The organism is Pseudomonas baltica, from assembly GCF_014235765.1.
Classification (GTDB): Bacteria; Pseudomonadota; Gammaproteobacteria; order Pseudomonadales; family Pseudomonadaceae; genus Aquipseudomonas; species Aquipseudomonas baltica.
Genome location: NZ_JACMYH010000002.1, coordinates 191661 through 211247 on the forward strand (window position 1 = coordinate 191661; position 19587 = coordinate 211247).

Genomic DNA, 19587 nt, shown 5'->3' on the forward strand with positions numbered 1-19587 from the left:
CCCATGTTCGAATCCGCCGAAATTGGTCATGCCATCGACAAGGACACTTACGAGGCGCGTCTGCCTGCCCTGCGCGAAGCGCTGCTGGAAGCCCAGTACGAGCTCAAGGAGCAGGCGCGTTTTCCGGTGATCGTGTTGATCAACGGCGTCGAAGGGGCGGGCAAGGGCGAGACGGTCAAGTTGCTCAACGAGTGGATGGACCCGCGCCTGATCGAGGTGCGCACCTTCGATGAAAAGACCGACGAGGAACTGGCGCGACCACCAGCCTGGCGCTACTGGCGCCAGTTGCCGGCCAAGGGCCGCATGGGCGTGTTCTTCGGCAACTGGTACAGCCAGATGATTCAGGATCGGGTGCATGGCGACATCAAGGACGGCCGTCTGGAGCAGGCCATCAACGGCGCGCAGCGGTTGGAGCGAATGCTCTGCGACGAAGGTGCGCTGATCTTCAAGTTCTGGTTTCACCTGTCCAAGCAGCAGATGAAGGCGCGGCTCAAGTCATTGCGTGACGATCCGTTGCACAGCTGGCGGATCAGCCCGCTGGACTGGCAGCAGTCCAGGACCTATGACCGCTTCGTGCGCTTCGGCGAACGCGTGGTGCGGCGCACCAGTCGCGACTACGCGCCGTGGCACGTGATCGAAGGTGTGGATGCCAACTACCGCAGCCTGGCGGTCGGGCAGATTCTGCTGGAAGGGTTGCAGGCAGCGCTGAAGGCGCCCACCGAGCCAGTGCGCAAGGCCGTGGCGAACATCGGTGAAAGCATCGACAAACGCAGCCTGATCGGCAGCCTGGATTTGAGCCGACATCTGGAAAAGGACGATTACGAACGCCAGTTGATTGCCGAGCAGGCTCGCCTGGCAGGCCTGATGCGCGACAAGCGCATGCGCCGTCACGCTCTGGTGGCGGTGTTCGAAGGCAACGATGCGGCGGGCAAGGGAGGAGCGATCAAGCGTGTCGCCGCCGCGCTCGACCCGCGTCAATACCACATCGTGCCGATTGCCGCGCCGACCCAGGACGAACTCGCCCAGCCCTATCTGTGGCGCTTTTGGCGGCAATTGCCGGCGCGGGGCAAGTTCACCGTGTTCGACCGCTCCTGGTACGGTCGCGTGTTGGTCGAGCGGATCGAAGGCTTTTGCAGTCCGGCCGACTGGATGCGCGCCTATGGCGAGATCAACGACTTCGAAGAGCAACTGACCGATGCCGGTGTGGTGCTGGTCAAGTTCTGGCTGGCGATCGATGAACAGACCCAGTTGAAACGGTTCAAAGAGCGCGAGCAGATTCCGTTCAAGCGTTTCAAGATCACCGAAGACGACTGGCGCAACCGCGAAAAGTGGGGTGCCTATCGCGACGCCGTGGGCGACATGGTCGATCGCACCAGCAGTGAGGTGGCGCCGTGGACCTTGGTCGAGGCCAACGACAAGCGCTGGGCGCGAGTCAAGGTACTGCGCACCATCAACGATGCGCTGGAAGCCGCCTTCAAGAAAGACAAGAAGCACTGAGCCATTGCGGCGCTCCCTTCGCGGCCGATGACCGCTCCTGCGCAGGTTACAAGGTTGTCCGTAGGAGCGGTCCGTGGCCGCGAAGGGCGCACCGCGGTGGGTCAGGGGCACCGCGGCGCCTGTTTCGCGGCCGATGACCGCTCCTGCGCAGGTTGCGAGGTTGTCCGTAGGAGCGGTCCGTGGCCGCGAAGGGCGCGCCGCGGTGAGGCAGGTGCACTGCGGCGCCTGTCTGCTGCCAGGACAGCGCGGCCGATAACCGATAAAGTGCGCGGCCTGTTCATTTCCCAAGGACCCTGCCCATGCCCAAGACTTTCGACATCGCCGTGATCGGCGCCACCGGGACGGTTGGCGAAACCCTCGTGCAGGTTCTCGAAGAGCGCGATTTCCCGGTGGGTGCGCTGCACCTGTTGGCAAGCAGCGAATCGGCCGGTGCATCGGTGGCCTTTCGCGGCAAGAACGTGCGGGTGCGTGAAGTCGATCAGTTCGATTTCAGTCTGGTCAAGCTGGTGTTCTTCGCCGCCGGCCCTGCGGTGACGCGCAGCTTGGCGCCGCGTGCCACGGCGGCCGGTTGCACGGTCGTCGATCTGTCGGCCGGCCTGCCGACGTCCCAGGCCCCCAATGTGGTCCCGGAAGCCAATGCCGCCGTGCTGAGCGATCTGCCGCTGCCCGTGCAAGTCGCCAGCCCCAGCGCTGCCGCCACTGCGCTGGCCGTGATCCTGGCACCCTTGCGCGCCGTGCTGGATCTGCAGCAGGTGCACGTGACCGCCTGCCTGGCCGTGTCGGCCCTGGGCCGCGAGGCTGTCAGCGAACTGGCCCGGCAAACGGCCGAGCTGCTCAATGTGCGCCCGCTGGAACCGCAGTTCTTCGACCGCCAGATCGCCTTCAACCTGCTGGCGCAGGTCGGTACGCCCGACGCGCAGGGCCATGTGCCGCTGGAGCGGCGGCTGGTCGACGAACTGCGCGAGCTGCTTGGCATGCCAGCGCTGAAGATTTCGGTGACCTGCGTGCAGGCACCAGTGTTCTTCGGCGACAGCTACAGCATCGCGCTGCAGACCGGCTCGACGCTGGACCTTGCGGCCATCAACCAGGCCCTGGCCATGGCGCCCGGGATCGAAACAGTGGAAGACGACTACCCTACAGCAGTGGGCGATGCGGTAGGCCAGGACGTGGTGTACGTGGGTCGTGTACGCACCGGTATCGACGATCCCCAGGCGCTGAGCCTGTGGGCCACGGTGGACAACGTGCGCAAGGGCGCCGCCTTGAATGCGGTACAAGTGGCCGAGTTGTTGATTAAAGGTCATGGCTAAAAGATACTTGCCGACAATTTGCAGACAGTTCGCCCGTTTTGCCCAGCTGTTCGCATGCGACAGCGCAAGCTTTTTCTCGCTTGCCGAGGAATGTTCAGACAAGGATTAGGCCATGGTTCAAGTTCGCAAACTGGTGTTAGCAATGGCTGCCGCTTCGGCGCTGTCCTCCGGTATCGCCAACGCCCTGGAGCTGGGTGAGTTGACCCTCAGGTCCGCGGTGAACCAGCCCCTGCTCGCCGAGATAGAACTGCTCGATGTGCGCGGCCTCACTGCCGCCGAGGTGCAGCCAGTGCTGGCCCCGGCCGAGGAGTTCAGCAAGGCGGGCGTCGAGCGCCAGGCTTTCCTCGACAGCCTGCGCTTCACGCCGGTGATCAACGCCAGTGGCCGCAGCGTCATCCGCGTGACCTCGACGCAACCCTTGTCGGCGCCCTTGGTGAAGTTCCTGGTTCAGGTCAATTTCCCCAGCGGCCGTCTGCTGCGCGACTACAGCATGCTGCTCGATCCCGCGCAGTTTGCCCCGCAGGCGGCCCAGGCGGCGCAGAATGCACCGCAGCCGGCGCTGAGCGCTCCCGCCGCCAGCGCCAACCAGGCGTCCTACACCACGGGTTCGCGTGACACCCTGTGGGAGATCGCTGCGCGCAATCGTCAGGGCAGCTCGGTCCAGCAAGCCATGCTGGCCATCCAGGCGCTCAACCCCGACGCGTTTCTCGACGGCAACATCAACCGTCTCAAGACCGGGCAGGTCCTGCGCATGCCGGACGCCCAGCAGACCGCGGCTACCGCGCCGGGCCCAGCCGTGGCCGAAGTCGCGCGGCAGAATGCTGCCTGGCGCGAAGGTCGTCGCCTCGGTCCGCGGGCGCAACAGGTCGATGCCACGCGCCGTGGCAACGGTGCTCCGGCGCCGGCCGCCGCGCCGCCGCAAGACAACCTCAGCCTGGTGTCAGGCGCCAGCGAGGCCAACGGCCCGGCGGGCGATGCCAGGGCCCTCGACCAGAAACTCGCGGTGACCCAGGAAGCCCTGGACTCAACGCGCCGTGACAACGAAGAATTGCGCAGCCGTAACGCCGACCTGCAGAGCCAGCTCGACAAGTTGCAGAAACTGATTCAGCTCAAGAACGACCAACTGGCCAAGATGCAGGCAGCGGGCGCCGATGTACCGGTGCCGGCCGAAGCGTTGGCGCCGGCGCAGGCGCTGGCCCCTGCGCAGGACGACGGCGAGCCTGCCGAGGGCGATTCCGACGCCCCGGTCAACGCCGCGCTGGTTCCGGCACCGGCGGTACCCGGTGCCACCGAGCAGGTCAATCCCGACGCTGCCGCCAGTACGCCGGCCTTGCCTCAGGGCGAGCCGCTGGATGCGACCACCGACCCCGCCGACGACGCGGTTGCCGAGCAGCCCAGCGACAACTCGACCCTGCTGATGGTGGTAGGTGCCAGTGCCCTTGCAGCGCTGCTCTTGCTGCTGTTGCTGCTGGCCCGCCGCCGCAAGGCGCAGCAGGAGGCCGAGAAGCACATGCGCATGGCCCGCGCGCTGGCCGAAGAGCCCGATCACGGCCCGGATCTCGACTTGCCGCCCAACAGCTTCGAAGGACTGGAGCGCCCGGCGGCGACCGTGCACCTGACCCCGGCCATGGTGGCCGCCTCGGTAGCGGGCGCCAGGGCCAGTGCCGCACCGGCTACCTTTGCCGAGGCGCCCGCGCCGACCGTGCTGCCTACGCCGCCGCTGCGCCCCAGCATCGACACCGATGAAGGGCTGTTCGCCGAAGTGGAGCAGAGCATTGCCCGCGGCCGCCTCAATCATGCTGCCGAACTGCTGGAAGCGGCAACCGAGCGCGAGCCCAAGCGCAGCGATCTGCGCCTGAAATTGATGGAAGTGTATGGCCTGCAAGGTGATCGTGATGGCTTCGTCGGCCAGGAGCGGCAGTTGATCGCCACCGGCCAGAACCATGCCGACGTCGAGCGTCTGAAAGCGCGCTTCCCTGCCATGCTGGGCGTTGTTGCCGCCGCTGCCGGTGCAGCCGCCGCGGCAGCGCAGATGGACGCCGAGTACGTCAAGCAGCTGCTGCACGACGAGCCGGGGTCCGCCGACTCGCTGGACGGCACCTTCGATACCGATTTCGACCTCAACCTGGACGACACCCCGGACCCCGCGCCGACGGCAGGCGCGGACATCGACTTCGACACCTTGCTGGCCGAGCAGAAAGCTGCGGCGGGCAATTCGACCGACGAACCCGAGACGACGTTGCCGGAAGATTTCGATCTGTCGTTGGCCGATGACGCCGAGGAGCCACAGGCACCCGAATCGCGCCTGAACGAGATCAATGCCGAACTGGAAAAACTCTCCGACGGTTTTGCCCGCACACCCATGGCCGAACCGTTCGCCGTGCCACCCAAGCCTGAAGACCTCCCGCCGATCGAAGGCGAAGACGATTTCGACTACCTCGACGGGGGAGACGAGGCGGGCACCAAGCTTGACCTGGCCCGTGCCTACATCGAGATGGGTGACAACGACGGCGCCCGCGACATTCTCGGTGAAGTGCTCAAGGAAGGCAGTACCGGGCAGCAGGATGAGGCGCGCGAGATGCTTGGGCGCATCAGTCGGTAACGCGGTGCAGCGGTCGCCGTCCGACCCCCAAACCTGCTCCCACATCTGTACATCGAGGCCCCTTTTGTGGGAGCGGGCTCTGCCCGCGAAGGCAGCGCCGCAATTCCATGATCCGGTATAATCGCCGCCATCGCTTAACCAACAGGCTGCAACTTCGTGCAAAACATCGACAACGCGGTCGCCGAATCGGCGGCCGACGGCTTCTATCGCATTGCCTTGGGCGTTGAATACAAAGGTTCGCGCTACCGCGGCTGGCAACGCCAGGCCTCCGGCGTGCGCACCGTACAGGAAACCCTCGAAGACGCCCTCGGCAAGGTTGCCGCTTCGCCCGTCTCGCTGATGTGCGCCGGCCGCACGGACGCGGGTGTCCACGCCTGCGGCCAGGTGGTGCATTTCGATACCCAGGCCGAGCGCAGCATGAAAGCCTGGGTCATGGGTGCCAACATCAATCTGCCCCATGATGTCAGTGTCACCTGGGCGAAGATCATGCCGCCCACCTTTCATGCGCGTTTCAAGGCCATCGCCCGCCGCTACCGCTACGTCATCTACAACGACCAGATCCGACCCGCCCATCTGGGCGAGGAAATCACCTGGAATCACCGTCCGCTGGATGTCGCCCGCATGGCCGCCGCCGCCCAGGCGCTGGTCGGTACCCATGACTTCAGTGCCTTCCGCGCCGGCCAGTGCCAGGCCAAGTCGCCGATCAAGCAACTGCATCACTTGCGGGTCACCCAGCACGGCAAGATGATCGTCATCGACGTGCGCGCCAATGCCTTCCTGCACCACATGGTGCGCAACATCGCCGGTGTACTGATGACCATCGGCACGGGCGAGCGCCCTGTGGAATGGGCCGCCGAAGTGTTGCAAAGCCGGGTACGCCGAACCGGCGGGGTCACGGCCCATCCTTTCGGGCTGTACCTGGTGCAAGTCGAGTACCGCGATGAGTTCCCACTGCCCGAGCGCTATATCGGTCCGCACTTCCTGACCGGGTTCGACACACTGGCTGACGTCGCCGACAGCATTTGCTAACATCCGCCGTTCCCCAGCCAAGTCGAGGTACTCGCCGACATGTCAGCCGTTCGCAGCAAAATCTGCGGTATTACCCGCATAGAGGATGCTCTGGCCGCTGCGCACGCGGGTGCCGATGCGATCGGGTTGGTGTTCTATGCCAAAAGCCCCCGGGCGGTGAACGTGCAACAGGCACGCGCGATCATCGCCGCGCTGCCGCCGTTCGTGACCACCACCGGCCTGTTCGTCAATGCCAGCCGTTGCGAACTGGGTGAAATCCTCGACGCCGTGCCGCTGGACCTGCTGCAATTCCATGGCGACGAAACGCCGGAAGAATGCGAGGGCTACCACCGTCCCTACCTCAAGGCATTGCGCGTGCGCGCCGGCGATGATCTGCAGGCGGCCTGTCGGGCCTATCGCAACGCCAGCGGCATTCTGCTCGACACCTACGTGGCCGGCGTGCCGGGCGGCACCGGTGAAGCCTTCGACTGGTCGCTGGTGCCCGCGCACCTGGACAAGCCCATCGTGCTGGCAGGTGGGCTTCACGCCGGCAACGTCGCCCAGGCCGTCGCTCAGGTCAAACCCTGGGCGGTGGATGTGAGTGGCGGGGTGGAGTCGAGCAAGGGCATCAAGGACCATCGCAAAATCGACGCTTTCCTCAAAGCGGTGCGTGGGAGCAGCATGTGACGGCAGGCAGCTCGGCACCGTCCATACGTTTCGCGAAACGCGCGGCACGCAGGTGTGCAGCCTGCGCCACGCTCGCCCACGTATTCGTTTCATATCTGAACACGCTCAAGAGCATGCACGGGACCTGGCCAGGCCAGCAGTCCCCGGTACTGGAGAAATAAAGCATGAGCAACTGGTTGGTAGACAAGCTGATCCCTTCGATCATGCGATCGGAAGTGAAGAAAAGCTCGGTGCCCGAAGGCCTGTGGCACAAGTGTCCGTCCTGCGAAGCAGTGCTGTACCGTCCGGAGCTGGAGAAGACCCTCGACGTCTGTCCCAAGTGCAACCACCACATGCGCATCGGTGCACGTGCGCGTCTGAACATCTTCCTCGACGAAGATGGCCGCGCCGAGCTGGGTGCCGATCTGGAACCGGTCGATCGCCTGAAGTTTCGTGATGGCAAGAAGTACAAGGATCGCCTGACTGCAGCGCAGAAGCAGACGGGCGAAAAGGATGCGCTGATCTCCATGAGCGGCACCTTGCTGGGCATGCCCGTGGTGGCCAGCGCCTTCGAATTCTCGTTCATGGGTGGCTCCATGGGTGCCATCGTCGGCGAGCGCTTCGTGCGTGCCGCCAACTACGCCCTGGAAAACCGTTGCCCGATGATCTGCTTTGCCGCCTCCGGTGGTGCGCGCATGCAGGAAGCGCTGATTTCGCTGATGCAGATGGCCAAGACCTCAGCAGTCCTGGCGCGTTTGCGCGAAGAAGGCATTCCGTTCATCTCGGTGCTGACCGATCCGGTCTACGGCGGCGTTTCCGCCAGCCTGGCCATGCTCGGTGACGTGATCGTCGCCGAGCCCAAGGCGCTGATCGGTTTTGCCGGCCCGCGGGTGATCGAGCAGACCGTGCGCGAAAAACTTCCGGAAGGCTTCCAGCGCAGCGAATTCCTCATCGAGCACGGTGCGATCGACATGATCATTTCGCGCCAGGAACTGCGCCCGCGCCTGGGCAGCCTGCTGGCCCAGTTCATGGGCCTGCCGACGCCTACCTACGTGGCCGCCCCGATCGAGCCCATTGTGGTTCCACCGGCGCCCGCCAACGTATGACCGAGCGCAGCCTGAGCCAGTGGCTCGCCTATCTGGAGCAGCTGCACCCTTCGGCCATCGACATGGGCCTGGACCGTTGCCGCGAAGTCGCGCAGCGCCTGGGCCTGGGCAAGCCAGCCGAGCGTGTGGTCACGGTGACCGGGACCAACGGCAAGGGGTCGACCTGCGCGTTCATTGCGGCGCTGATGCAGGATCGCGATCTGAAAGTGGGGGTCTACGCCTCGCCGCATCTGCTGCGCTACAACGAACGAGTGCTGATCGACGGCCAGCAGGCCACCGATGCCCAGTTGTGCCAGGCGTTCACCGCCGTGGAAGCGGCGCGCGGCGCCACTACCTTGACCTATTTCGAGATGGGCACCCTGGCCGCGCTCTGGCTGTTCCAGCGCGCCGAGCTCGATGCCGTGGTGCTGGAAGTGGGCCTGGGCGGTCGGCTCGATGCGGTCAATCTGGTGGATGCCGATGTGGCCGTGGTCACCAGCATCGGTCTGGACCATGCCGAGTACCTGGGGGATACCCGCGAGTCGGTGGCGTTCGAGAAGGCCGGCATCCTGCGCGCTGGCGTGCCAGCACTGTGTGGCGATATCGACCCTCCGCAGCCATTGCTCGAGCAGGTTGCCACATTGGGTTGCCCCTTCTATCTGCGCGGCCGCGACTACGACTTCACCGCGCAAGGCGATCACTGGTCGTGGCGCGGGGTGGATGTCGAAGGCTACCCGGTCGAGTTGCTGTCGTTGCCATTGCCCAGCTTGCCGCTGGAAAACGCCGCGTTGGCCCTGCAGGCCTATGTGGCACTCGATCTGCCGCGTGACGCTGCACGTATGGGTTGGGCGCTGGCGCACACCCGCGTGGCCGGCCGCCTGGACCGTCACCGGGTGAGTTACGCCGGCAAGCCGGTCGAAATTCTTCTCGACGTGGGCCACAACCCGCACGCCGCTCGCTTTCTGGCCGAGCGGCTGGCGCGCCAGCCTCTTGCGGGGCGGCGTCTGGCCGTGTTCGGCCTGCTCGCCGACAAGGACCTGGTCGGAGTGATCGAGCCGCTGACAGCCGTCATCGAGCACTGGGCAGTCGCACCACTGAAAACACCGCGCAGTCGTCCGGCCGCCGAACTCGACGCCGCGCTCCTGAACCTTGGCGCTGCCACGACGTCTCATGGCAGCCTCGCCGATGCGCTCGAAGCGCAGTGCGAAGCCGCAGGCGAGGGTGACGAGATTCTGGTGTTCGGCTCGTTCCACTGTGTCGCCCAGGCCCTGAAATGGATGTATGGCAACGTAGAACGGGAGAACGTGGATGGCATTGCCCAATAAGGTGTTCAAGCAGCGCATGATCGGCGCCCTGGTGCTGATCGCGCTGGCGGTGATTTTCCTGCCGATGCTGTTTTCGCGCGAGGATCAAACCGTGCGCCAGGTTCAGGTGCAAGCCCCGGCAGCGCCGCAGGCCCCGGCCGCGCCTCAGGTGCAGGTCGAGCCGGTTGCCGTGCCCGAGCCGCAGATCATCGAGACGGAGCCGGTTCCAGCGCAGGCCGCGACGCAGGCTGCCCCGCCTAGCCAGCCGATCCAGTCGGTGCCTGCCGCGCCTGCCACACCTGCCAAGAAGCCGGTGGAATCGGTGCAGCCTTCCGCGCCCATCGCTGCGGCCAAGGTGCCACCGGTCGCCAAGACGGACACCGGCAGCAAGATCGACCCCAATGGGCTGCCGGTCAGCTGGTCGGTGCAATTGGCCAGCCTGTCCAACCGCGCCGGTGCCGACACCCTGCAGAAGAGCCTGCGTGCGCAGGGTTACAACGCCTACGTACGTACGGCCGATGGCAAGAACCGGGTGTTCGTCGGCCCGCTGGTCGAGCGCGCCGAGGCCGAGCGCCTGCGTGACGTGATCAACCGCCAGCAGAAGCTGCAGGGGTTCGTGGTACGTTTCGAGCCCGAGCGCGGCTGAGTCTTCGTCAGACGCGGGACCGTGGCGCTCCCTTCGCTGCCGCTGACCGCTCCTACGGGAAGCTGTAGGAGCGGTCAGCGGCAGCGAAGGGGCGCGCTGCGGTGCAGGCGACAATCGCCGCTTACTCCCGCGCCCGCGCTCTGCTAAAATGCGCCGCCTTATCCGTATGCAGGCCGCACCGTGGCATTTACCTGGGTCGACTGGGCGATCATCGCGATCATCGCCATCTCCGCACTGATCAGCTTGACACGCGGCTTCGTCAAGGAAGCCCTGTCGCTGGTCACGTGGATAGTCGCAGGTGGCGTGGCCTGGCTGTTCGGTGGTTCCCTCGCCGGTTATTTCGAAAACTACATCCAGACCCCATCCGCGCGCGTCATCGCCGGGTGTGCCGTACTGTTCGTGGCCACCCTGCTGGTCGGCGCCATGGTCAACTATCTGATCGGCGAACTCATTCGCGTCACCGGGCTGTCGGGTACCGACCGCTTCCTGGGCATGGTCTTCGGCGCCGCGCGCGGTGGCCTGCTGGTGGTGGTGGCCGCCGGGCTGATGAGCCTGGGGCCCGTTCAACAGGATTCGTGGTGGCAGGAATCACGGCTCCTGCCCCAATTTCTTTTGGTTGCTGACTGGTCGAAAAACCTCATTCTGGGGATGTCCAGCCAGTGGCTCGCCAGCGGAATCAGCGCACCGGCTGACATTCCGTTCAAGGAACACCTCTTGCCGGCCAACAAGGCGCAGTGAGTGGTGCTCAGTTCAGATTCATTAAGTAGGGGTTGCGTCGCATGTGTGGCATCGTCGGTATCGTCGGTAAGTCGAACGTCAATCAAGCGCTGTATGACGCGCTAACGGTCCTCCAACACCGCGGCCAGGATGCTGCCGGTATCGTTACCAGTAGCGATGGCAAGTTGTTCCTGCGCAAGGACAACGGGCTGGTACGGGACGTTTTCCAGCAGCGCCATATGCAGCGGCTGGTCGGGCACATGGGCATTGGCCATGTGCGCTATCCCACGGCGGGCAGCTCGACCTCGGCCGAGGCCCAGCCGTTCTACGTCAATTCGCCCTATGGCATCACCCTGGCGCACAACGGCAACCTGACCAACGTCGAGCAGCTGGCCAAGGAAATCTACGAATCGGACCTGCGTCACGTCAACACCAGCTCGGACTCCGAGGTGCTGCTCAACGTGTTCGCCCACGAACTGGCCGTGCGCGGCAAGCTGCAGCCTACCGAGGAAGACGTGTTCGCCGCCGTCACCGATGTGCACAAGCGCTGCACCGGTGGCTACGCAGTGGTGGCGATGATCACCGGCTACGGCATCGTCGGTTTCCGTGACCCGCACGCGATCCGTCCGATCGTGTTCGGCCAGCGCCACACCGACGAAGGCGTGGAATACATGATCGCCTCCGAAAGCGTGTCCCTTGACGTACTCGGCTTCACCCTGATCCGCGACCTGGCGCCGGGCGAGGCGGTGTACATCACCGAAGACGGGAAACTGCACACTCGCCAGTGCGCACCCAACCCCCAGTACGCACCGTGTATCTTCGAACACGTGTACCTGGCCCGCCCTGACTCGATCATCGACGGTATCTCGGTGTACAAGGCACGCCTGCGCATGGGCGAGAAGCTGGCCGACAAGATTTTGCGCGAACGCCCGGAACACGACATCGACGTGGTCATCCCGATTCCGGACACCAGCCGCACTGCGGCCCTGGAGCTGGCCAACCACCTGGGCGTGAAGTTTCGCGAAGGCTTCGTCAAGAATCGCTACATCGGTCGTACCTTCATCATGCCCGGCCAGGCCGCGCGCAAGAAATCGGTGCGCCAGAAGCTCAATGCCATCGAGCTGGAGTTCCGCGGCAAGAACGTGATGCTGGTGGACGATTCGATCGTTCGCGGCACCACCTGCAAGCAGATCATTCAGATGGCTCGCGAAGCCGGCGCCAAGAACGTCTATTTCTGCTCGGCTGCTCCAGCCGTGCGCTACCCGAACGTCTACGGCATCGACATGCCGAGTGCGCATGAGTTGATTGCGCACAACCGCAGCACCCAGGAAGTGGCCGATCTGATCGGTGCCGACTGGCTGATCTACCAGGACCTGCCCGACCTGATCGATGCGGTCGGTGGTGGCAAGGTCAAGATCGAGAACTTCGACTGCGCGGTGTTCGACGGCAAGTACGTCACCGGCGATATCGACGCGTTCTATCTGAACAAGATCGAGCAGGCGCGCAACGACTCCAACAAGAGCAAGTCGCATGCGGTCAGCGCGATCATAGACCTCTACAACAACTGAATGGGAGCAACGGCATGACACAGGAATGGGATGCCGGGCGACTGGATAGCGATCTCGAAGGGGTGTCGTTCGACACCCTGGCGGTTCGCGCCGGCCAGCACCGCACGCCGGAAGGCGAACACAGTGATCCGCTGTTCTTCACTTCCAGCTATGTTTTCCGTACTGCGGCCGATGCCGCGGCGCGTTTTGCCGGCGAAGTGCCGGGCAATGTCTACTCGCGCTACACCAACCCCACTGTGCGCTCCTTCGAAGAGCGCCTGGCCGCCCTGGAAGGCGCCGAACAGGCGGTCGGCTTCGCCACGGGCATGGCGGCGATCACTGCCGTGGTCATGAGCCTGTGCAGCGCGGGCGACCACGTGCTGGTGTCGCAGAGCGTGTTCGGCTCGACCATCAGCTTGTTCGAGAAGTACTTCAAGCGCTTCGGCATCGAAGTGGACTACGTGCCGTTGGCCGACGTCAGCGGCTGGGAACGGGCCATCAAGGCCAATACCAGGCTGCTGTTCGTCGAGTCGCCGTCCAACCCGCTGGCCGAGTTGGTCGACATCACGGCCTTGAGCGCCGTGGCCCAGGCCAAGGGCGCCATGCTGGTGGTCGACAACTGCTTCAGCACACCGGCGCTGCAGCAGCCGCTGGCGTTGGGTGCCGACATCGTCGTGCACTCGGCGACCAAGTTCATCGACGGCCAGGGTCGTTGCATGGGCGGCGCCGTGTGCGGTCGCAGCAAGGAAATGAACGAGGTACTGGGTTACCTGCGCACCGCTGGCTCTACCTTGAGCCCGTTCAACGCCTGGATCTTCCTCAAGGGCCTGGAAACCCTGAACCTGCGCATGCGCGCCCATTGCGCCAGCGCGCAGGTGCTGGCGCAATGGCTGGAGGCGCAGGAGGGCATCGAGAAGGTGCATTACTCGGGCCTGCCGAGCCACCCCCAGCACGAACTGGCCAAGCGTCAGACCAAAGGCTTCGGCGCCGTGGTCAGTTTCGAGGTCAAGGGAGGCAAGGAGGGCGCCTGGCGCTTCATCGATGCAACCCGCCTGATCTCGATCACCGCCAACCTGGGTGACAGCAAGACCACCATCACCCACCCGGCCACCACGTCGCACGGGCGCCTGTCGCCCGCCGAACGCGAAGCGGCAGGGATTCGCGACAGCTTGATCCGGGTGGCGGTAGGCCTGGAAGACGTTAACGACCTGCAGGCCGATCTGGCGCGCGGGCTGGCTGCGCTGTAAGGGCTGAAGGCCTCTTCGCGGCCAGAGGGCTCGCCGCCTGCCTCGCTCCCACACAAACCCAGTCATCTGAGGATCCTGTGGGAGCGGGCTCTGCCGGCGAAGAGGCCCGCAAGGTTTCACAAGCTCTGACATTTAACACCTTTTTCAAAAAAACTTCATACAGGGTATTGACTTAGGTTCGGTACCTGCGTAAATTTCGCGGCCTCAGCGAAGCAAAGGGTGATTAGCTCAGCCGGGAGAGCATCTGCCTTACAAGCAGAGGGTCGGCGGTTCGATCCCGTCATCACCCACCATTTCGTTAGAATGCAGCTGAGAACGCAACGAAGAGCAACACGTGCTGAAACAAGAGAGCACACACTGCGCAGCGGTAGTTCAGTCGGTTAGAATACCGGCCTGTCACGCCGGGGGTCGCGGGTTCGAGTCCCGTCCGCTGCGCCATTTTATACACTGATTCGGTTCGCCGGGTCAGCGATCGAGAACCTCGAAGTTCTGGGTCAACAGGTTTCAAACGGACGCAAGTCCGAGCGATACGCAGCGGTAGTTCAGTCGGTTAGAATACCGGCCTGTCACGCCGGGGGTCGCGGGTTCGAGTCCCGTCCGCTGCGCCATACAAAGCTTCGAGGCCCTTGAACTCCTTGAGGCAAACAAAGGAAGCGACCTTCGGGTCGCTTTTTTTGTGTCTCGTAACTTCTGAATTGTTCCTTTCAGCTTTTGGCTACGATAGCAGGTGACGCGCAGCTGAAGTAATCGTCCACGGTGACTGGCTCCCCAGCTTCAATATTGCCATCACGGGTTTTGAACCGTACCTGGACAGACATGCCGGGAAATCCATTGAAGACCATCGTAAGCGCCAAGGCTCGCATGTTGTCGGCGCTTCGCAGCTCTGAAGCTATAAGTTGGCTCATCCGCCAGCGGTTGGCTAGATCAGTCATGCCTCGGGCGGTAGCGTGCGAGTTTTCTTGCTCAACTCCAGTTTTATTTGGCGCCGTCAGATCTTGCGCACGATAGGCCCCTTTTCTGATATCGGAGGCCTTCTCGTTATTTAGCTGCTTCCGCAGATCGATTTCACAGCTCAGCTGCTGCATGATCAATGGTCTTATACTGGTGTCCGCCTGAGGCATGAGACTGATCACAACTAAGTCCATGACGATAGAGCTCGCTACTGTGGTGTCTTTGAAGTCCAAGGCCGCAGCTTCCTCTTCCTGGTTGAGCGTAGGCGGCGGACTGAGTTTAGCGAAAATCAAAACAGGTTCTTCCCGAGTGCTCAGCCGTGCCATGACAGGTGGGATGTCGGTGTAGCGGTCTTTGAGGGCTTCGGGAAGTGATACTGTCATCGGTTGCTGGCTGGCATTACGATCTTTGCCAGGAACTCTCCATAGTTTGAGTATGGGCGGAGCCCGCGGAGTTTGATCATCGCTTACCCGTGCACGGTCGGCAGCCTTCCAGCCGAGCGACATGAGCGCTACCCCGTGTGATCCGCCGAGACGGACCAACTGGAAGGGCTCGTCGGTCTCGGATGCTTCGAGTTCGAATCGATCGATCTCGGTGAATTTGCGATTACCCAGTGCTTGCCGGGCCACTACTACATGGGTCTGATAGGTGCTTCCGGCGCTGTCTTCTTCGAACAGGGGTTCATGACCTGCTGTCTTATTCGAAAGTTTTGCACCTCGACCCAGAACCCACGCATGTGTTGCCTGATTGACAGCATTCTTTTCGATCAGCACGTCATGCTGCATGAACCGGTATTTTTGTCGCATCAGCGTCTTTGCATTAAGCGGGTAGTCATCCATAGGCCAGGCAGGACTTTTTCTTCCGTTTTTGCAGATTATCTGGGGCGATTCGGCAGGTTGCCTCACGTCAAACATGATGGATTTCTGCACCACTTTGACAGCGCTTCCCAAAGCCTTACCGTCGCTTGGGCATGGATTTGAATCTATCCCAGGAATACTTCCCCGATGGGTGACCGATAACAGCACAGGTTTGCGGTCGACCATCACGAACTTATGAATAGATGCATCTACGTCCGTACCGCATGGGGAGTCGTACCTGTCAGGGCATGCTTTGAATTGCAAGTCGTACGCGCCTGCCCCGCTTTGTGACGAGGCGAGAGCCTGCACCTCATAAAGTTTAAGCTCGGTGGTTTTCAGATCCTTTCTCGCTATGGAGACGAGACTGGCCATGGCGACTCTGGATCCAGAGTCGGGGTAGCCTGTGAGCTGCGGAGGTGTAGCGATTCTTCGATCGGGAAAAAGCCTAGGCGTCCCCTTTTGCTCGTCGTGGGTTGATGCGGCTGGGTTATTGGTCAGCGTTCTCATCGACATTGTCTGCCGCAGGATGTGAAACGTTCTGATACCCAAGTCGCCGACTGTTGCTTGTGCAGTAGCGTCGTCTACTGCACGCCCCACGACGTAGTCGTCAGCGTGTGTTGGCATAGGGTCGTATTCGAAGTATGTCGATCGTCCCTTGGACTTGAACGAGCCGCCTCCCCCGAGTGTTACTCCAAGAAGGACTTTGCGAGCCTCGGTTTCACACTCGGTATACGCCGCTGCGACGCTCGACCTTGTTTCCTCTCTAGTGGACTTGTTTATCTGACGGCACAGGCGATAAGCGGACTCTTGAAGCATGACATCGCACTGCGCCTGAGTGTATCCATAGGTCGCGTAGCCATGGCGATAGCATAGGTCATGCATAACGCAGGATTGTCTGAACTGTAATGAGATTGGTGCACCTTCAGCGCTGGTTCTAAACGCCAAGGCTTTAAGTGGCTTGGGTATCGAGCAATCCAGTCCGACACCACGGCCACCGAAAATCGCCTCGGTGGCGGCTGACGGGTAATACGTAGTGAACGTCGGGGGGGCTTCGGTCTCTTCCGGCGAAGCGAGGCTTGGATAGACCGTATTGGCGGCGCCAGCTACGATCCATGAGCAACTCTGCAGGCTGATGATCAGCACGGCTATCATCGCGATGGCCAAAGCGCAGAGGCAAGTGCGTGAGCCGTAGCGCCAGTTGCCCAATCGTGGAGATTTTTGGTAACGGCCCATGGTTATCGCTCCTTAATGTTGGCCGGCGAGTGATTGTTGTGGCGGGAAAGCAGTAGTGGGACGCTTTGCTCTGCGCTTGTCCAGATAGATGAGTATGCGAATCGAATCAGTCACAGTGCGCTGATATTGAAGTGCGAACAGCGCCTCTTCTTGCCTCGGGGTTTTACATCCTGAGCGTTGAGGGCGTCTGGCAAATACGCAAAGTCCGTAAGCGCCCCAGCCATTGGCGGCGTCGGCGTGGTTATCAGATGGATAAATCCAGTAGGCTCGCCAGTCGGTGTCGCTGGTTTGGCCTTCCAATACGGATGGGGAGATGGCGCTTAGCGTTCGCTTGGCAGCATTAGCCAGTAGCCTAGTGGCGGTCACTGGGTCTGTGGTGATTTGGTCGCTCAGTTCACTACACTGTTTGCTTGTCAGGGCAAACGGAGCTGAGTCAACGGGTGCGGTGAAGTTGTCGAAGGGATCGGAACGGTCCCAGAGAGGAAGTTTCATGTGGAAAGCAGGTGCTACATGGGCAGGCACGCTCATGTCCTGTATGTAGTGAAGTACCTGACCCGCTCTGTGATAAACATCGTTGATATTCGATTCGCCCCGCAGCGCGATTTCCAAGGCTTGAGAACGCTTTGCGAAAATACGATCAAGGCTACGATTACCGAAGGCCCATGGTCGCAGGCGGCCCTCGCGGTTGTAAAAGTGCCAGTTAGTGCTGCGGTCATAGAGATTAAGAGGGGCAGTGTCCTCATCCTGTGTTCCAGCCGCCAGTGCTGCTGCTGCGCTTGCCGGCAAGGTGTACCCGCATCCTCGAAAAGCGATCACGGCCTGATTCGTATAGACAGGATGGCGTGCGGCGTCGTAGGCAAAGCTTGTGTCGAGCAAGCCCAGCAAGAACACACAGGGAAGCGCGCGTAGGATATTTGGCCTCGCACGAGAATGTGCTTTACGGAGCAGCCGTGCTGTGAGGAAGATCGACGTCTGCATTCTCGAGGGCTCCTGAGCAAGAGAGGGTATTCGCTGCCTAGTGGCAATGGCAGCGAATAGACATTCTTGAGCGGCTGGAACCCATTTGGGCCAGTCGCATTCGGGCTACGACCGAGGAGTTTTGCTCGACATCAGACTTAAATCAAAGCGTAGCCAATCGTCAAAGAATTGCACGTTGACGCAAGTAAGAAGATGCTCGGAATGGGTAGGGTCTCGCGGTCAGCAATTGGTCGATCCGGCGGGTGTTTACCGATACCCGACATTCTTTGGTGCTTTACGGGTTTGGCAATGTCTATCAATGGATCAATCACGAATTCGGTGTCGTACCCCATGAGCAGCAAGAACCCCTGTATCAGCGTCTGCAAGTTCACTGACGAGACGTGTATTGCCTGTGGCCGCACCAAGCCTGAGTGCAAGGCCTGGAAGAAGATGGACAAAGACGAGCGGCGCGACGTGAACGCGCAGGCGGTGCAGCGCCTGAAAGACATGAAAGGCACCGCCAAGCGGAAAAAGAAGAAAGCCTGAAAAAATCGGCTAGCCTTTGATGCGCAGGCGCCGTGTTGCGCGTATCATTCGCGGCCCTCCGGCGCGCCTGCGCCGAGCAGCATTCAATTCGACCCACCGGGAGGTGCTTACGATGAAAGATCTCGATCAGCAAGACGGCAGCCAGGAAATCGGCCCTGCCGGCGAAAAACTGCAGAAAGTATTGGCCCGTATCGGCGTGGGTTCGCGCCGAGACGTCGAGGCGTGGATCAGCGAAGGCCGAATCAAGGTCAACGCCAAGGTCGCGACCCTCGGCCAGCGCGTCGACCTGCACGACGCCATCACCGTCGATGGCAAGGTGATCAAGCGCGAAGAAGCCTCGGAAACCGTGCGCCGCGTGATCATCTACAACAAGCCAGACGGCGAAATCTGCACCCGCGACGACCCCGAAGGCCGCCCGACCGTATTCGACCGCCTGCCGCGCCCGCGCGAAGGCCGCTGGATCAACGTCGGCCGCCTGGACATCAACACTACCGGGCTGCTGATGTTCACCACCGACGGCGAGTTGGCCAACCGCCTGATGCATCCCTCATTCGAAATGGACCGTGAGTACGCGGTGCGCGTACGCGGCGAAGTCGACGACGACATGCTGCTGCGCCTCAAGAACGGCGTGATCCTGGAAGACGGGCCCGCTCGCTTCACCGATATCCAGCAGGCACCGGGTGGCGAAGGCTTCAACCACTGGTACCACTGCGTGGTGATGGAAGGCCGCAACCGCGAAGTACGTCGCCTGTGGGAATCCCAGGGGTTGGTGGTCAGCCGCCTGAAGCGCGTGCGCTTCGGTCCGGTATTCCTCAACTCCGACCTGCCGATGGGTCGTTGGCGTGAGCTGACCCAGGGTGAAGTCGATACCCTGAGCGCCGAAGTCGGCCTGACCGCCGTGGCCATGCCGTCGATGACCACCAAGACCAAGGACAAGCTGGAGCGCATGCAGCGCAAATCCTCGCGCCCGATGGGCCGCGGCGAGCGCGTGCGCACCTTGCGTCCTGCCCAGGACGGCGCGCCGTCCACCGACCAACGCCCGGCTCGCCAGCCGCGCGGCGATTCGGCGCCGTCCGGCGAGCAGCGTCCAGCCCGTCAGCCACGCGGTGATTCGGCGCCGGCTGCGCGCAAGGACAGCGGTCGTGGCAGTGCCGTGGCCGAGCGTCCGGCGGACATGAACAAGCGTCCAGCCAGGCCTGCCGGCAAGCCGGGTGCCAAGCCCGCTGCAAAGCGCCCGGGCATCAAGCTGGTGGACGACGCGCCGTCGGGCAATCGTCGTGGCCCGGCCGCTGGTACCGGTCAGCGCCCAGGCTTTGGCCGTCGCAAGCCCAAGCCTGAGTAAGGACAACTGATGTCCACGTGCGCCAACCTTCCAGGGTTGGCGTTTTTTTGTGGGGTGTCGGTGGGGGCCTCTTCG

General features: G+C 62.6%; 15 protein-coding genes and 3 tRNA genes. 16 read left to right on the forward strand and 2 right to left on the reverse strand.

Annotated elements, in window-relative coordinates; translation table 11 throughout:
• The first annotated feature begins 3 nt into the window (after positions 1–3).
• The 14 genes from pap to H7993_RS10385 all read left to right on the forward strand — a co-directional run bounded on the left by pap (position 4) and on the right by H7993_RS10385 (position 14234).
• Positions 4–1497 carry a polyphosphate:AMP phosphotransferase gene (gene pap / locus H7993_RS10320; RefSeq protein ID WP_185794313.1) on the forward strand — a complete coding sequence of 498 codons (1494 nt, stop codon included), beginning with the start codon at positions 4–6 and terminating at the stop codon, positions 1495–1497.
• A 299-nt stretch (positions 1498–1796) separates the two neighbouring features.
• Positions 1797–2804 carry an aspartate-semialdehyde dehydrogenase gene (locus H7993_RS10325; protein ID WP_185794314.1) on the forward strand — a complete coding sequence of 336 codons (1008 nt, stop codon included), beginning with the start codon at positions 1797–1799 and terminating at the stop codon, positions 2802–2804.
• A gap of 112 nt (positions 2805–2916) precedes the next feature.
• Positions 2917–5406 carry a motility hub landmark protein FimV gene (locus H7993_RS10330; RefSeq protein WP_185794315.1) on the forward strand — a complete coding sequence of 830 codons (2490 nt, stop codon included), beginning with the start codon at positions 2917–2919 and terminating at the stop codon, positions 5404–5406.
• Positions 5407–5562: 156 nt separating this feature from the next.
• Complete coding sequence (truA, locus tag H7993_RS10335) at positions 5563–6435, forward strand: tRNA pseudouridine(38-40) synthase TruA (protein ID WP_185794316.1); 873 nt, start codon at positions 5563–5565, stop codon at positions 6433–6435.
• 39 nt (positions 6436–6474) lie between these two features.
• Positions 6475–7101 carry a phosphoribosylanthranilate isomerase gene (locus tag H7993_RS10340; protein WP_185794317.1) on the forward strand — a complete coding sequence of 209 codons (627 nt, stop codon included), beginning with the start codon at positions 6475–6477 and terminating at the stop codon, positions 7099–7101.
• Between the two features lie 164 nt (positions 7102–7265).
• Positions 7266–8186: an acetyl-CoA carboxylase, carboxyltransferase subunit beta gene (accD, locus tag H7993_RS10345; protein WP_122476414.1), complete on the forward strand. Its 921-nt coding sequence runs from the start codon at positions 7266–7268 to the stop codon at positions 8184–8186.
• Positions 8183–9490, forward strand: coding sequence for a bifunctional tetrahydrofolate synthase/dihydrofolate synthase (gene folC / locus H7993_RS10350; RefSeq protein WP_185794318.1), 1308 nt, complete (start codon positions 8183–8185; stop codon positions 9488–9490). Before accD ends, folC begins: the two co-directional genes overlap by 4 nt.
• Entirely contained in the window at positions 9474–10115 is a 642-nt protein-coding gene (locus H7993_RS10355; RefSeq protein WP_185794319.1) for an SPOR domain-containing protein, read from the forward strand. The genes folC and H7993_RS10355 overlap by 17 nt, the downstream gene beginning before the upstream one ends.
• A 180-nt stretch (positions 10116–10295) precedes the next feature.
• On the forward strand, positions 10296–10853 hold the full coding sequence (locus H7993_RS10360; protein WP_122476408.1) for a CvpA family protein: 558 nt from the start codon (positions 10296–10298) through the stop codon (positions 10851–10853).
• Positions 10854–10894: 41 nt separating this feature from the next.
• Positions 10895–12400, forward strand: a complete 1506-nt coding sequence (gene purF / locus H7993_RS10365) for an amidophosphoribosyltransferase (RefSeq protein WP_122476407.1) — start codon at positions 10895–10897, stop codon at positions 12398–12400.
• 14 nt (positions 12401–12414) lie between these two features.
• Positions 12415–13626 (forward strand): O-succinylhomoserine sulfhydrylase, encoded by a 1212-nt coding sequence (locus tag H7993_RS10370; protein WP_185794320.1) that lies wholly within the window; start codon positions 12415–12417, stop codon positions 13624–13626.
• Between the two features lie 217 nt (positions 13627–13843).
• Positions 13844–13919, forward strand: a tRNA-Val gene (locus H7993_RS10375).
• Positions 13920–13987: 68 nt separating this feature from the next.
• Positions 13988–14064: transfer RNA gene (locus H7993_RS10380), tRNA-Asp, on the forward strand.
• Between the two features lie 93 nt (positions 14065–14157).
• Positions 14158–14234: transfer RNA gene (locus tag H7993_RS10385), tRNA-Asp, on the forward strand.
• Positions 14235–14330: 96 nt separating this feature from the next.
• Here H7993_RS10385 and H7993_RS10390 read toward each other — a convergent pair.
• Both H7993_RS10390 and H7993_RS10395 read right to left on the reverse strand, forming a co-directional pair.
• Positions 14331–16667 carry a hypothetical protein gene (locus H7993_RS10390; RefSeq protein ID WP_185794321.1) on the reverse strand — a complete coding sequence of 779 codons (2337 nt, stop codon included), beginning with the start codon at positions 16665–16667 and terminating at the stop codon, positions 14331–14333.
• A gap of 12 nt (positions 16668–16679) precedes the next feature.
• Positions 16680–17645, reverse strand: coding sequence for a phospholipase C/P1 nuclease family protein (locus H7993_RS10395; protein WP_185794322.1), 966 nt, complete (start codon positions 17643–17645; stop codon positions 16680–16682).
• A gap of 330 nt (positions 17646–17975) precedes the next feature.
• Between H7993_RS10395 and H7993_RS10400 the strand changes: the two genes are divergently transcribed.
• Positions 17976–18170, forward strand: a complete 195-nt coding sequence (locus H7993_RS10400) for a DUF1289 domain-containing protein (RefSeq protein WP_122476402.1) — start codon at positions 17976–17978, stop codon at positions 18168–18170.
• Between the two features lie 112 nt (positions 18171–18282).
• Positions 18283–19512, forward strand: coding sequence for a 23S rRNA pseudouridine(2605) synthase RluB (rluB, locus tag H7993_RS10405; protein WP_122476400.1), 1230 nt, complete (start codon positions 18283–18285; stop codon positions 19510–19512).
• Positions 19513–19587: the final 75 nt, after the last annotated feature.

Bases quoted from the DNA above. Each gene is read 5' to 3' on its own strand.
- rluB (WP_122476400.1), top strand. From the start codon at position 18,283: ATGAAAGATCTCGATCAGCAAGACGGCAGCCAGGAAATCGGCCCTGCC.
- folC (WP_185794318.1), top strand. From the start codon at position 8,183: ATGACCGAGCGCAGCCTGAGCCAGTGGCTCGCCTATCTGGAGCAGCTG.
- H7993_RS10395 (WP_185794322.1), bottom strand. From the start codon at position 17,645: ATGCAGACGTCGATCTTCCTCACAGCACGGCTGCTCCGTAAAGCACAT.
- H7993_RS10325 (WP_185794314.1), top strand. From the start codon at position 1,797: ATGCCCAAGACTTTCGACATCGCCGTGATCGGCGCCACCGGGACGGTT.
- purF (WP_122476407.1), top strand. From the start codon at position 10,895: ATGTGTGGCATCGTCGGTATCGTCGGTAAGTCGAACGTCAATCAAGCG.
- H7993_RS10330 (WP_185794315.1), top strand. From the start codon at position 2,917: ATGGTTCAAGTTCGCAAACTGGTGTTAGCAATGGCTGCCGCTTCGGCG.
- H7993_RS10340 (WP_185794317.1), top strand. From the start codon at position 6,475: ATGTCAGCCGTTCGCAGCAAAATCTGCGGTATTACCCGCATAGAGGAT.
- accD (WP_122476414.1), top strand. From the start codon at position 7,266: ATGAGCAACTGGTTGGTAGACAAGCTGATCCCTTCGATCATGCGATCG.
- H7993_RS10390 (WP_185794321.1), bottom strand. From the start codon at position 16,667: ATGGGCCGTTACCAAAAATCTCCACGATTGGGCAACTGGCGCTACGGC.
- H7993_RS10400 (WP_122476402.1), top strand. From the start codon at position 17,976: ATGAGCAGCAAGAACCCCTGTATCAGCGTCTGCAAGTTCACTGACGAG.
- H7993_RS10370 (WP_185794320.1), top strand. From the start codon at position 12,415: ATGACACAGGAATGGGATGCCGGGCGACTGGATAGCGATCTCGAAGGG.
- pap (WP_185794313.1), top strand. From the start codon at position 4: ATGTTCGAATCCGCCGAAATTGGTCATGCCATCGACAAGGACACTTAC.
- H7993_RS10355 (WP_185794319.1), top strand. From the start codon at position 9,474: ATGGCATTGCCCAATAAGGTGTTCAAGCAGCGCATGATCGGCGCCCTG.